This is a genomic window from Streptomyces scabichelini (assembly GCF_011045015.1).
In the GTDB taxonomy this organism is placed as follows: domain Bacteria; phylum Actinomycetota; class Actinomycetes; order Streptomycetales; family Streptomycetaceae; genus Streptomyces; species Streptomyces scabichelini.
On sequence record NZ_JAAKZY010000272.1, the window covers coordinates 1 to 12,819 of the forward strand.

General features: G+C 71.2%; 12 protein-coding genes and 1 pseudogene. 11 read left to right on the forward strand and 2 right to left on the reverse strand.

Going from position 1 to position 12,819, the window contains the following annotated elements:
• Positions 1-33: 33 nt before the first annotated feature.
• The 5 genes and pseudogenes from G5C60_RS45095 to G5C60_RS45115 all read left to right on the forward strand — a co-directional run bounded on the left by G5C60_RS45095 (position 34) and on the right by G5C60_RS45115 (position 4,833).
• Positions 34-471, forward strand: coding sequence for a roadblock/LC7 domain-containing protein (locus G5C60_RS45095; RefSeq protein ID WP_165269102.1), 438 nt, complete (start codon positions 34-36; stop codon positions 469-471).
• Positions 468-824: a DUF742 domain-containing protein gene (locus tag G5C60_RS45100; protein WP_165269104.1), complete on the forward strand. Its 357-nt coding sequence runs from the start codon at positions 468-470 to the stop codon at positions 822-824. Before G5C60_RS45095 ends, G5C60_RS45100 begins: the two co-directional genes overlap by 4 nt.
• Entirely contained in the window at positions 778-2,067 is a 1,290-nt protein-coding gene (locus G5C60_RS45105) for a cytochrome P450 (protein WP_420907471.1), read from the forward strand. Before G5C60_RS45100 ends, G5C60_RS45105 begins: the two co-directional genes overlap by 47 nt.
• A 112-nt stretch (positions 2,068-2,179) precedes the next feature.
• Positions 2,180-3,457, forward strand: coding sequence for a cytochrome P450 family protein (locus G5C60_RS45110; protein WP_165269108.1), 1,278 nt, complete (start codon positions 2,180-2,182; stop codon positions 3,455-3,457).
• Between the two features lie 117 nt (positions 3,458-3,574).
• Positions 3,575-4,833: pseudogene (locus G5C60_RS45115) on the forward strand (MFS transporter).
• Between the two features lie 103 nt (positions 4,834-4,936).
• Here the strand turns inward: G5C60_RS45115 and G5C60_RS45120 are convergent.
• Positions 4,937-5,629: a glycoside hydrolase family 11 protein gene (locus tag G5C60_RS45120; protein ID WP_165269110.1), complete on the reverse strand. Its 693-nt coding sequence runs from the start codon at positions 5,627-5,629 to the stop codon at positions 4,937-4,939.
• Positions 5,630-5,903: 274 nt separating this feature from the next.
• Entirely contained in the window at positions 5,904-6,584 is a 681-nt protein-coding gene (locus G5C60_RS45125; RefSeq protein WP_165269112.1) for a GDSL-type esterase/lipase family protein, read from the reverse strand.
• A 99-nt stretch (positions 6,585-6,683) separates the two neighbouring features.
• Between G5C60_RS45125 and G5C60_RS45130 the strand changes: the two genes are divergently transcribed.
• The 6 genes from G5C60_RS45130 (at position 6,684) to G5C60_RS45155 (ending at position 12,771) form a co-directional block, all read left to right on the forward strand.
• Complete coding sequence (locus G5C60_RS45130; RefSeq protein ID WP_165269114.1) at positions 6,684-7,679, forward strand: WD40 repeat domain-containing protein; 996 nt, start codon at positions 6,684-6,686, stop codon at positions 7,677-7,679.
• A 115-nt stretch (positions 7,680-7,794) separates the two neighbouring features.
• The gene (locus tag G5C60_RS45135; RefSeq protein WP_420907470.1) at positions 7,795-8,529 is read left to right on the forward strand and encodes a response regulator transcription factor; all 735 of its coding nucleotides are present in this window, start codon (positions 7,795-7,797) and stop codon (positions 8,527-8,529) included.
• Positions 8,526-10,127: a sensor histidine kinase gene (locus G5C60_RS45140; protein WP_165269116.1), complete on the forward strand. Its 1,602-nt coding sequence runs from the start codon at positions 8,526-8,528 to the stop codon at positions 10,125-10,127. Before G5C60_RS45135 ends, G5C60_RS45140 begins: the two co-directional genes overlap by 4 nt.
• A gap of 93 nt (positions 10,128-10,220) precedes the next feature.
• Complete coding sequence (locus G5C60_RS45145) at positions 10,221-10,790, forward strand: hypothetical protein (protein WP_165269118.1); 570 nt, start codon at positions 10,221-10,223, stop codon at positions 10,788-10,790.
• A complete protein-coding gene (locus G5C60_RS53860) occupies positions 10,787-12,079 on the forward strand; it encodes a peptidoglycan-binding protein (protein ID WP_338146113.1) in 1,293 nt (430 codons plus the stop codon). The genes G5C60_RS45145 and G5C60_RS53860 overlap by 4 nt, the downstream gene beginning before the upstream one ends.
• Positions 12,076-12,771, forward strand: coding sequence for an ABC transporter ATP-binding protein (locus G5C60_RS45155; RefSeq protein ID WP_338146114.1), 696 nt, complete (start codon positions 12,076-12,078; stop codon positions 12,769-12,771). The genes G5C60_RS53860 and G5C60_RS45155 overlap by 4 nt, the downstream gene beginning before the upstream one ends.
• The last annotated feature ends 48 nt before the right edge of the window (positions 12,772-12,819 follow it).

Consider the following 12,819-nt stretch of genomic DNA (forward strand, 5'->3'; position numbering starts at 1 on the left):
CGCCACCCCCCACCCGGAAGGCGACCCCACCACATGACCGGGCCGACCGGCACGACCGCTACCGCCGCAACCGCCACCGCCGACGACGAGAAGCTCAGTCGGCTCATCGAAGAGCTGATGGAACGCACTCCGGGCGCTCGGCACGCGCTCATGCTCTCCCGTGACGGGCTGAAGCTGTGCCGTACGGCGGAACTCACCGTGGACCAGGCCGATCAGCTGGCCGCGATCGCCGCCGGTATCCAGTCGCTGACACACGGGGCGTCCATGGAGTTCGGGGACGGCAGCGGGGGCATACGGTCCGCGATGGCCGAGTTCTACGGCGGGGTCCTGTTCATCGTCGAGGCGGGCGCGGGCGTGCACCTGGCCGTGGTCACCGACGAGGACGCGGACGCCGGGCTCGTCGGGCACAACATGAGCGAACTCGTGGAGCAGCTCGGCGGACACCTGAGCGCGCAGCCGCGTACGTCATGAGCCGCCCGGGCAGGGACGACACGCCCGACCGGCTCTACACCCTCACCGCAGGGCGCAGCCGGTCCGCGCCCGACACCCCGTTCGACCTGGTGACACTGGTCGTGGCCGAGTGCGATCCGGTGTCGGGCATGCAGTCCGAGCACGCGGCGATCCTGCGGCTGTGCGAGCGGCCGACGGCGGTCGTGGAGGTCGCCGCCGAGCTGCGGCTGCCGGTGAGCATCACCCGGATCCTGCTCTCCGACCTCCTCGCCGCGGGCCGCGTCAGCGCGCGCCATCCGCGCAAGGGCGTTTTCTCCGGCGTCCCCGATCCCGACATCCTGGAGCAGGTGCTCGTTGGACTTCGTAACCTCTGACCCCGTTCCCCTGGGCGGGCCCCGGTTCCAGACCGAACCCGCCGAGCTGTACCGGGAGTTGCGGCGTGAGCACGGTGCCGTGGCGCCGGTGCTGCTCGACGGCGACGTACCGGCGTGGCTCGTCCTCGGCTACCGCGAGCTGCACCAAGTGACCGGCGACCCGGTGCTGTTCAGCCGGGACTCCGATCTGTGGAGCCAGTGGCCGCGCATCCCCGACGACTGGCCGCTGCTGCCGATGATCGGCCGCAAACAGCCGTCGATTCTCTACACGGTCGGCGAGCGCCACCGTGAGCGCGCCGCGATGATCAGCGACGCCCTCGAAGCCGTCGACCCCTTCGAACTGCGCGCCCACGCCGAGAAGTTCGCCGACGAGCTGATCGACGCGATCTGCGCCAAGGGCGAGACGGACATCGTCGCGGACTACGCGATGCTGCTCCCCGTGCGCGTACTGGCGACGCTCTACGGGTTCTCCGACGAGCAGGGCCCCGGCCTGGTCACCGCCCTGAACGACATGATCAACGGGCGGGAGAACGCCATCGCGGGGCAGACGCACCTCGCCACGTCCATGGCGCGGCTGCTGGCGGACCGGGCGGCGCGGCCCGCGGACGACGTGGTCAGCCGCATGCTCGCCGCGGGACATCCAGAAGACACCGCCGGGTTCACGCACGAGGAGATCACCCAGGACCTCATGGTCATGATGGCCGCGGGTCACCAGCCGACGGCCGACTGGATCGGCAACTCGCTGCGGCTGATGCTGACGGACGACCGTTTCGCGGCCTCGCTGTTCGGCGGCCGGCACAGTGTCGCCGAGGCCATGAACGAGGTGCTGTGGGAGGACACGCCCACGCAGAACGTGGCCGGGCGCTGGGCCTCCCGCGACACCCAGCTCGGCGGCCGTCGCATCCACGCGGGCGATCTGCTGCTGCTCGGCCTCCAGGCCGCCAACAGCGATCCGCAGGTACGCGTCGACGGCTCCGCCCTCACCGGCGGCAACAGCGCGCACTTCTCCTTCGGCCACGGCGAGCACCGCTGCCCGTTCCCGGCCCAGGAGGTCGCCGAGGTGATCGCGCGTACGGGCATCGAGGTGATCCTCGACCGGCTGCCCGACATCGACCTGGCCGTACCGGCCGAGTCCCTCACGCGCCGTCCGTCGCCGTGGCTGCGGGGCCTGACGGAGCTGCCGGTGAGATTCACGCCGACTTCTGCGCTGGGCGAGCCGGGCAGGCTGGGCAACTCGCTTTGACCGCCGTACGACCTGACCGCCGCACGACCCGACCGCGTGCCTGACTGCCGTGCCTGCCGTGCCTGACTGCCGTGCCTGACTGCCGTACGACCTTGCTTGGAGGCCTCTGCTCATGACGACCACCGAGACGAGCCCGGCCGCCTCGGCCGCCCGTATCGCCCTCGACCCCTTCGTCACCGACCTCGACGGGGAGAGCGCCCGGCTGCGCGCCGCGGGGCCGCTGGCCGCCGTGGAATTACCGGGTGGGGTTCCCGTGTGGGCGGTCACGCACCACGCCGAGGCCAAACAACTCCTCACCGATCCCCGGCTGGTGAAGGACATCAACGTCTGGGGCGCCTGGCAGCGCGGCGAGATCCCTCCGGACTGGCCGCTGATCGGGCTCGCGAACCCCGGCCGTTCCATGCTCACCGTGGACGGTGCGGAGCACCGGCGGATGCGTACGCTCGTCGCGCAGGCGCTCACGCCGCGGCGCGTGGAGCGGATGCGGGAGCGGATCACCAAGCTGACGACCGATCTCCTCGACGCGCTTCCCCAGGGCGCCGACGCCGCCGACGCCGCCGATGTCGTCGACCTGAAGGCGGCGTTCGCGTACCCGCTCCCCATGTACGTCATCGCCGACCTCATGGGCATCGAGGAGTCCCGACTCCCCCGCCTGAAGGAGCTGTTCGAGAAGTTCTTCTCGACCCAGACGCCGCCGGAAGAGGTCATCGCCACCCTCACGGAGCTGGCGGAGGTCATGGCGGAGACGGTCGCGGCGAAGCGCTCCGCTCCCGGCGACGATCTCACCAGTGCGCTGATCCTCGCCTCCGAGGACGGTGACCACCTCACCGACGAGGAGATCGTCTCGACGCTCCAGTTGATGGTCGCGGCCGGCCATGAGACGACGATCTCCCTCATCGTCAACGCCGTCGTGAACCTGTCCACGCATCCCGATCAGCGCGAGCTGGTCCTTGCGGGGGCCGCCGACTGGCCGTCGGTGATCGAGGAGACGCTGCGCTGGTCGACCCCCACGTCCCACGTTCTGATCCGGTTCGCGACGGAGGACGTGCCCGTGGGTGACAAGGTCCTCCCCGCGGGAGACGCCCTGATCGTGTCGTACGCCGCGATCGGCCGGGACGAGAAGGCCCACGGGCCTTCGGCCGGCGAGTTCGACATCACGCGCGTCTCCGAGAACCGTCACATCTCCTTCGGGCACGGCCCGCACGTATGCCCCGGCGCGGCGCTGTCCCGCCTGGAGGCGGCCGTCGCACTCCCCGCGCTGTACGAACGCTTCCCGGACCTTGACCTGGCGGTCCCACCGGGTCAGCTCCGCAACAAGCCGGTGGTGACGCAGAACGACCTGTTCGAGCTGCCGGTGCGGTTGGGGGGTACCGCATCTGATCCGAGCTGACGAAAAGCGTTTGTCTCCGCGGGGAGCCGCGCCGGAACATGACCGGTCGTGACCACCTCCGACGACGCCCCCTCTCCCCCGCCTCCCGCCGGACGCTTACGCGCGCTGTTGCCGGACCTGGCCCCATGGCGGACCTCCCCCGACTTCCGACGGCTCTGGGTCGCCGGAATCGTCACCAACTTCGGCAGCTTCCTGACCTTCGTGGCGCTTCCGGTGCAGATGAAGGAGCTCACGGGATCCGCGGTGGCCGTGGGCGCGATCGGCGCCGCGGAACTCGTACCGCTGATCGTCTTCGGTCTGTACGGCGGTGCGCTGGCCGACGCCCTGGACAAACGGAAGCTGATCCTCTGGACGGAGGTGGGGCAGGGACTGCTCAGCGCCGGTCTGCTGCTCAACGCGCTGCTGCCGCGTCCGGTGGTGTGGCCGCTGTACGCGGTGGCCGCGCTGTCCGCCGCGCTCGTCGCAATCCAGCGGCCCGCGCTGGACGCGCTCGTGCCGCGCATCGTCGCGCACGAGCACCTGCCGGCGGCCGCCGCGCTCAACTCCCTGCGCTGGACGATCGGCGGCGTCGCGGGCCCGGCCGTCGCGGGCCTCGTCGTGGCGTACGCGGGGCTCGGCTGGGCCTACGCCGCGGACCTCGTCACCTTCGCGGTCTCGGTCGTCCTGGCCCTCGGCCTGGCCGCGTCACCGGCCGCTCACGAGGCGGCCAAACCGTCCCTGCGGTCCATAGCGGAGGGCGCGCGCTACGCGTGGAGCCGCAAGGAGCTCCTGGGCACGTACACGATCGACCTGGCCGCCATGTTCCTCGCTTCCCCCTCGCCGTTCTCCCGTTCCTCGCGGACGACCTGGGCGCCGAATGGTCCCTCGGCCTCATGTACGCGTCGATCCCGGCCGGCTCGCTCCTGGTCAGCCTCACCAGCGGCTGGACCTCACGGGTCCACCGCCACGGCCGGATGGTGGTTCTGGCGGCGGCGTGCTGGGGCCTGGCGATGGTGGCCGCGGGCGCGGCCCACAACGTCTGGCTGGTGCTCGGCTTCCTCACCCTCGCCGGCGGCTTCGACATGGTCAGCGGAATCTTCCGCGCGGCCATGTGGAACCAGACGATCCCGGACGAGCTGCGCGGTCGCCTGGCCGGCATAGAGCTCCTCTCCTACTCCGTCGGCCCTCAGCTGGGGCAGGTCCGGGCGGGCAGCATGGCCGCCTGGACGACCGTACGAACCTCGGTCTGGTCCGGCGGCGTGTTGTGCGTGGCGGCGGTGGGGGCTCTGGCCCTGTGCCTGCCGAAGCTCATGACCTACGACGTACGAACGAACGAGCACGCGGCAAGGCTGAGGCAGACCCGTGAGACAGCCGCGCCCGCGGGGCACGCCCCGTAAGGAGGCAGGGGGGCGTGCCTCCGTACGGAGGCACGCCCCCCTGCCCATTGCTCTCCCGGCGGGATCCGGCGAGATCCGGCGGGACGCTCAGCTGCTCAGCCGCTCAGCCGCTCACCGTGATGCTGGAGTTCCCGCTGCTCTGATAACCCTCGGTCGCGAGGATCATGTAGTACCTGAAGTTGCCCAGCGGCATTCCGGCGCGGGCCCACGCGTCGAAGTGGTTTCCGGTGGTGATGCTTCCACCCGTCCTCCTCGACTGGCGGACGCTCCAGTACTGGTTGAAGGTCCGGGTGCCTTCGACGGACGGGGCGTTGTACCGCGTCGTCTGGTAGATGTCGTACGTACCGCCGTCGCTGGTGACGGTGCCCTTGTACGTGCCCGTGGGCCGGTAGTTGCCCCAGTTGTCGACGATGTAGTACTCCACGAGCGGGTTCGACGTCCACCCGTAGAGGGTCAGATAGCCGTTGCCCGAGGGGTTGAAGCTTCCCGAGTACCGCACCGTCCTCCGGCCGCCGTTGCTCCAGCCCTTCCCGCCGACCCAGTTCCCGCAGTTGGTCCACGAGCTCCGGTAACTGCCGCCGGATGCCAGGGTCATGGAGACCTGGCCGCCGCCGTCGGTCCAGAACGAGTAGTAGAAGCCGTTGTGGGTGCCGGTCTGGTTCGTGGTGATGGTCGTGTCCGCGTGCGCGGTGCCGGGCAGTATCAGCCCGGATGTCGTGGCCAGCGCCAAAGCGCCGGCGCCGCCGAGTAAGGTCCTGCGGCTGACTTGGCGGGCGGGCACGTCGTCCTCGTGCATACGTCCTCCTCGTGACGGTCTGTGGGGGCTCTTGGTGCCGTCAGTGTTGGTGGGACCTCTGATGCTGTCAACGGTTTCGGCAATGATTACGAAACCTTCCCTCCCACCAAAGGGCGATGAGGACGGTATCGTGCCTGCTCAAAGACGCCCTACGTCCGTCACTTCAAATTGGCCGACCGAAACACTTCGATGGGAAGACCGGAATCCGGCCCGAAATCCTCGAATGTTTCGACGATCATTCCGATTGGGTTTGGGCTTCCGCGTTCACGTGGCGTCAGGGGGACGGCGTGTACGGCTCGCCCAAGTCCCAGGCCTGGTACATCGCTTCGGCGAAGGCGGCCGCGATCTTGTGCTCGCCGTGCGCGTTCGGGTGGGTGCCGTCGTCCGTGTCCAGATTGACGTCGTACGACTCCGGGACCGAGGCCAGCAGGAGCGGGGACGACGGCTCGTCCAGGTCCGCCACGGCCTTCGCCAACAGCTCGTTGAAGTGGGCGACCTCGGTGGCGAAGGCGGCGTCCGACTCCGCCCGCACGTTCGGGATGACCGGCAGGAAGACCATCCCCACGCGGGCGTTGGCCGAGCGGGCCTCGGTGATGAAGCGGCGTACGTTCGCCGCCGTCCGGTCCGCGTCCGAATAGAAGCCCAGATCGATCAGGCCCAGGGAGACCAGCAGGACGTCCGCCCGCTGTGCACGCACCGCCTCGGCGATCAGCGGCGTCATGTGGAGCCAGCCCTCGCCCCAGCCCGCCAGGTGGGCGCGGGGGAAGTCCGGGTCGGCGTACTCGTACGAGTCGGAGGTCTCCGTCGCCTTGTCGTGGAGCGTCTCGCGCGGGCCGACGATGCGGAACGGGCCGCCGTACGTCGAGCGCAGGTGCTGCCACATCCGGTAACGCCACGTGTGTTCGCCCGCGCTTCCGATGGTCTGGGAGTCGCCGACGGGCATGAACCTGAGCATCCGCTCATCATCCTTGACCACGGCGCGAGCCGGAGCGTGCGGCCGTGTGAAGCTGAACACCCTGCGTGAACGCCGGGCCGGGATGGCACGCTTGGGTACATGCGCCGTTCCCTGTCGTTCTTCGCCGGAGCCCTGCTCGTCCTCGCACTCGGCGCGCCCGCCGCCGCTTCCGCCACTGCTGACGGTGACGACGGCTCGGAGGGGTTCACGGTCAAGGACCCGAGGATCACCGAGTCCAGCGGGCTTGCCGCCTCCCGCCAGCACAAGGGCATCTACTGGACCCACAACGACCAGGACGAGGGCGCCTACCTCTACGCCATCGACAGCAAGACGGGCGACACCGTCGCGACGATCACCATGACCGGCGTGGGCACCCCGCGCGACATCGAGGCCATCTCCATCGGCCCGGACAACGAGATCTACGTCGGCGACATCGGCGACAACGACGGTGTGGAGTGGTCCTATGTGTGGGTCTATCGCCTGCCCGAGCCCAAACAGCTCAAGGACCGGACGATCCGGGCCACGCAGTACGTGGTGAAGTACTCCGACGGCCCCCGCGACGCCGAGTCGCTCGCCGTGCACCCCAAGACCGGGCGGGTCTACATCATCGACAAGCAGGAGGACGGCGGGCACCTGTACGACGGGCCGGCGCAGCTCTCCACCTCCGGCACCAACGTCTTCAAGCCCATCGCCCCCATCGACCTGTGGACCACCGACGCCGCCTTCTCCCCCGACGGCGGGCAACTCGCCGTACGCGGCTACTTCGGCGGGATCGCGTACCAGTGGAACGACGGGAAGCCGAAGCGACAGGGCCGGCTGAGCGTGCCGCTCCAGGGGCAGGGCGAGTCGGTGACGTACACCCCGGACGGGTCCACGCTGCTGTACGGGACCGAGGGGGACGAGAGCCCCGTCGAGCCCGGCAGCGTCCCCGGCGCGGAGGACGGCAAGTCCCCCTCGGATGAGGGGGGTTCGGCCGCCGACGGGGACGGTGAGGGTGACGGGGCGAACGACAACCTCAAGACGGCTGCCATCGCTCTCGCCGCCGGGCTTTTCGTCATCTACGGGCTCAAGCGGCTGCTGAGGCGCGGGTCCTGAGCACCTGGCACCCGGGCACCTGGGCACCTGGGCACCAAGCAGATCCACAGCGAATTCAAGGGTTTCCCAGCCGCTTCTCAGGGTCCTTTGAGGCGGAGCCGGTAGCTGTGAGGGCGTGATCAGTTCGCTCAGAACGGACCCCCCGGCCACCGAGGCCGAAACCTCCGCCCGGCTGCTCGTCGTGGACGACGAGCCGAACATCCGGGACCTGCTGTCGGAGACGTTCCGGCTCGTCGGCTTCGACGTCACGGCCGCCGGTACGGGCGTCGAGGCGCTCAACGCCGCGCACACCGCCCCGCCCGACCTCGTCGTGCTCGACGTGATGCTGCCCGACCTCGACGGCTACGAGGTCGCCCGCATCCTGCGCCGCGACGGCCGCGAGACACCCGTGCTCTTCCTGACCGCCCGCGACACCGTGCGCGACCGGGTGGAGGGGCTCAGCGCGGGCGGCGACGACTACGTGACGAAACCGTTCAGCCTGGAGGAGGTCGTGCTCCGGGTCCGCGCCATCCTTCGCCGTACGCGGCGCAAGGAGCCGGAGCCCGAGCCCCTGCTGCGCTGCGCCGGCCTCGAACTCGACGAGGCCGCGCACACCGTACGGCGCGACGGGCGCGAACTGGAGCTGTCCCCGACCGAGTTCCGCATGCTGGCGTATCTGATGGAGAACGCCGGGCGGGTGGTCAGCAAGGCGCAGATCCTGCAGAGCGTCTGGGGGTACGACTTCGGCGGCGACACCCGGATCGTCGAGAGTTACGTCTACTACCTGCGCAAGAAGATCGACGCGGACGGCGCGGTGCCGCTGATCCACACGCTCCGCGGAGTCGGGTACGTGCTCAGGGCGCCGAAATGATCCGACGTCAGCTCAAGGGCCGCTTCCGGCGGCGGCACTGGCGGGACCGGCGGCACTGGCGGCACTGGACCCTGCGGGCCCGGCTTGCGCTCGCGGCCACCGGGCTCGCCGCGCTGGCACTGCTCGCCGCCAACGCCACCGGGCTCGTTCTGCTGGAGAACTACCTGATCAACCGGGTCGACCGGAATCTGGCAGCGGACGGCTCCAAGGGCTCGGGCGGCGCACCCCCCGACGCGGCCGCGCAGGAACTCTTCGCCCAGCGGTTGGGCCGGGCCGAGGACGAAGCCACGTTCCTGACGTTTCTCGCCGAGCGGTTCGGCGGGGAATTCCGGATCTACGTGTACAGCGGCGCCGGGAACACCCGTACGGGCATTCCGCAGGCCCCGGAGGGCCCCGACCCCCGGCTGCCCGAGCGTGACGCGCTCGCCGCCCGTGACGGCGACGTGTTCACCGTGCCGGGGGAGTCGGGCGCCGACTGGCGCGTGTCCGTGCACGATGCGGGCGAGTCCCTGATGGTCACCGCGGTCTCCCTCGCCGATGTGGAGGAGACCACCGACCGGCTGCTGCTCATCGACGCGCTCGTGATGACGATGGTGCTCGCCCTGCTCGCGGGCGTCGCCACGCTCGTCGTACGGGGCGGTCTGCGGCCCCTCACGCGGATGGAGGCCACCGCCGACGCCATCGCCGCGGGCGACTTCCGGCGGCGTGTCGACGGCACCGACCCGCACACCGAACCCGGACGGCTCGGGTGGGCGATGAACGCGATGCTCGGCCGCGTCGAGCGGGAGATCGCCGCCCGTACCGCCTCCGAGCAGCGGCTGCGCCGTTTCCTCGCCGACGCCTCGCACGAACTGCGCACCCCGCTCACCTCCATCCGCGGCTTCGCCGAGCTGAGCCGGCGCGGCGGCGACCGGACGGACGCGCTGCGCCGCATCGAGGCGGAGGCGGCCCGGATGGGCGTCCTGGTGGAGGACCTGCTGCTGCTCGCACGCCTCGACGAACAGCGGGATCTGGAGCAACGCCCGGTCGATCTGCTGGAGTTGGCCGCCGATGTCGTACGGGATCTGCATGCCCGTTCGCCGGAGCGGGACGTATGCCTGACGGGGGCGATGCGGCCCGTGGTGGTGGAGGGGGATCCGTTGCGGCTGCGGCAGGTGCTGGCCAATCTGCTGGCCAATGCGGAGCGGCACACCCCGGCCGGCGCGCGGATCACGGTACGGGTGGACGTCGCGGCGCCCGGCGGCCTCGGTCCCGCCGTGGCCGCCGCGGGGGACCCGCTGCCGTCGGTGGTTCCCGCGGCGCTGGTCGAGGTGGCGGACACCGGGCCCGGGGTGCCCGTCGAGCACGCCCCGTACGTCTTCGAGCGCCTCTACCGCGCCGACACGGCCCGCTCGCGCGACGGCCGGGGCGACGGTGGGAGCGGCGGCGGGAGCGGGCTCGGGTTGTCGATCGTCGCGGCCCTCGCCGGGGCGCACGGCGGGCGTGTGGACCTGGCGGCGGACCGGCCGGGGGCGGTGTTCCGGCTGCTCCTGCCCCTGCGGAACGCGGACCTCGCGGTGGGATCGGTAGAACCCGAAGTGATTACCAGCGGGCTTTGAGGTTCGGCGGAGGGTCCCCTGACTCTGCGGGGCCAGCCTCCTTCTCGTCGTACGGGAACCGCCCGTGCGGGACATCGACGAGAAGGGGCGACGATGCGCAGGAGGTTGCGGGCCCGAGTGCTCGCCACACCCGCCGCCGTACTGCTCGCGGCCGGGCTGCTGGCCGGTTGCAGCGGGGGCGGTGACGACGGCGGGCCGGAGGTCGCGTCGGTCGGCGAGTCGCAGAGCGAGTCCGGTTCCGACAGTGCGGACCAGGCCGCGGACGGGAGCGAGGTCGAGCAGGCGCAGGAGTTCGTGGACTGCCTGCGGGACCAGGGGCTGGAGGTCGAGGACCCCGATCCGGCGACGGGCGAGCTGAACATGCAGGGCTTCGCCCAGGGCGACATCGACCGCGACACGCTCACCAAGGCCATGGAGGCCTGCGGGGACAAGGCGCCGCAGTCCCTCCAGGACCGGGCGGGCCAGGAGCCGGACCCCGAGCAGATGCAGGAGTTCGCGCAGTGCATGCGGGACAACGACGTCGACATGGCCGACCCCGGTCCGGAGGGCTTCGACCCGGGGGCCATGCCCACCGGGGACCCCGACTTCGAAACGGCGTTGGACGCCTGCCGCGACCAGCTCGGCTTCGGCGGCGGCAACGGCAACGAGGAGGAGACGGGGTGAGCGTGAACGGTCAGAAGGCCACGGCCGTCGCCGCCGAATCGGCGGGTGGTCCGGAGGGGGCCAGTGTCGTCGTACCGGCCGACAGGTCCGAGGGGGCTGCCGCCCTCGCACCGGCCGAGTCCGGCGAGGTTGCCGCCGTCGAGTCGGCCACGTCGGAAGCGTCCCTCGTCGCTGAGGAGCCTCCAGCCGCGCCAGCCCGCCGACGGCGCCGTCCCCTCCGTATCGCCCTCGCCGTGCTCGCGGCGGTGGCCGTCACCGCGGCTGCCGTGGCCGCGGCGACCGGGGTGTTCGGCGGTACGGAGGACGGGGCCACGGCTTCGGATGCGGCGTCCGGGCCCCCGAAGACCGCCGAGGTGAAGCAGACCAGCCTCACCCGCAGCGAAACGCTCGACGGCACCCTCGGCTACGGCGAGGCCACCCCCGCGCAGGCCTCCGGACAGGGCGTCGTCACCTGGCTGCCCGGCGAGGGCGACACCGTCGAGCGCGGGGAGCCCGTCTACCGGGCCGACGAGAAGAAGGTGCCGCTGCTGTACGGGGCGACGCCGCTGTACCGACCGCTCGAAGCCGGGGCCGAGGGCAGGGACGTGGAACTCCTCGAGAAGAACCTCTCCGCGCTCGGCTACGGCGGCTTCACCGTCGACGACGCGTACACGGCGGGCACCGCCGACGCCGTACGCGACTGGCAGGAGGACCTGGGCCGCGAGGAGACCGGCACGGTTCAGCCGGGCGACGCGGTGGTCGCCCCGGGAGCGCGGCGCGTCACCGAGGTGCAGGCCGCCCTGGGCGCTCCGCCGAACGGTGCGGTCCTGACCTGGACCGGCACCGAACGGACCGTCACCGTTCAACTCGCCGTCAAGGACGAGGACCTGGTCTCCGGGGAAGGGGCGCGGGCAACGGTCACGCTGCCCGACGGCAGTACCGCCGAGGCGAAGGTGGCCGAGGTCGGCACGGCGGTGACCGCGGAGCCCGCGCAGGAGGGCGAGGCCCAGCAGCAGAGCGGCGAGGACGCCACGCTGCCCGTCACGCTGACCGTCGAGGACCAGAGGAAGCTGGGCCGCTACCAGGCCGCCCCCGTCGACGTCGCCTTCGAGGCGGAGACCCGCGAGGACGTGCTGGCGGTGCCCGTCGAGGCGCTGGTCGCGCTGCGCGAGGGCGGCTACGCGGTGGAGGCCGTGCGGGCGGACGGCACGCAGTATCTGCCCGTGAAGCTCGGCATGTTCTCCGACGGCCTTGTCGAGGTGTCGGGCCAGGGAGTCACGGCCGGTCTCAAGGTCGGGGTGCCCAAGTGACGTATCCCATCGTCGAGTTGGGCGACGTCACCAAGACGTACGGCGACGTGGCCGCGCTGGACGGGGCCGACCTGGTCGTGCGGCGCGGTGAACTCCTCGCCGTCGTCGGCCCGTCGGGCTCCGGCAAGTCCACGCTGCTGCACATCATGGGCACCCTGGACCGCCCGACCTCCGGGACCGTCGGCATCGACGGCCACGATGTCGCCCGGCTGAGCGACCGCGAACTGTCGGCGCTGCGGGCCCGCACGATCGGGTTCGTCTTCCAGCAGTTCCATCTGGCCCGCGGAGTACCGGCGTTGGACAGCGTGGCCGACGGCCTGCTCTACAGCGGCCGCCCGCGGGCCGAGCGCAGGCGGCTCGCGCAACGGGCCCTGGTCCGGGTCGGTCTCGGCCACCGCCTCGGCCACGAGCCGCATCAGCTGTCGGGCGGCGAGAAGCAGCGGGTCGCCCTGGCCCGCGCGGTCGTCGGCGACCCGCCTCTCCTCCTGGCCGACGAACCCACCGGCGCCCTCGACTCCCGCTCCGGCGCGGTCGTCATGGCCCTCCTGCGCGAACTCAACCGCGCCGGCACCACGGTGGTCGTCATCACCCACGACCGGGACATCGCGGCCTCCCTGCCCCGCGAGGTACGCGTACGGGACGGCCGTATCGAGCACGATGCGGCCGTTCACCACGGGGAGGTACGGGTATGAGCGCCACGCTGGTACGGGCCCCGAAGCCCCCCGTGCGATCGCCCCGGC

Bases quoted from the DNA above. Each gene is read 5' to 3' on its own strand.
- G5C60_RS45125 (WP_165269112.1), bottom strand. From the start codon at position 6,584: ATGCTCAGGTTCATGCCCGTCGGCGACTCCCAGACCATCGGAAGCGCG.
- G5C60_RS45100 (WP_165269104.1), top strand. From the start codon at position 468: ATGAGCCGCCCGGGCAGGGACGACACGCCCGACCGGCTCTACACCCTC.
- G5C60_RS45145 (WP_165269118.1), top strand. From the start codon at position 10,221: ATGCGCAGGAGGTTGCGGGCCCGAGTGCTCGCCACACCCGCCGCCGTA.
- G5C60_RS45130 (WP_165269114.1), top strand. From the start codon at position 6,684: ATGCGCCGTTCCCTGTCGTTCTTCGCCGGAGCCCTGCTCGTCCTCGCA.
- G5C60_RS45120 (WP_165269110.1), bottom strand. From the start codon at position 5,629: ATGCACGAGGACGACGTGCCCGCCCGCCAAGTCAGCCGCAGGACCTTA.
- G5C60_RS45140 (WP_165269116.1), top strand. From the start codon at position 8,526: ATGATCCGACGTCAGCTCAAGGGCCGCTTCCGGCGGCGGCACTGGCGG.
- G5C60_RS45110 (WP_165269108.1), top strand. From the start codon at position 2,180: ATGACGACCACCGAGACGAGCCCGGCCGCCTCGGCCGCCCGTATCGCC.
- G5C60_RS45095 (WP_165269102.1), top strand. From the start codon at position 34: ATGACCGGGCCGACCGGCACGACCGCTACCGCCGCAACCGCCACCGCC.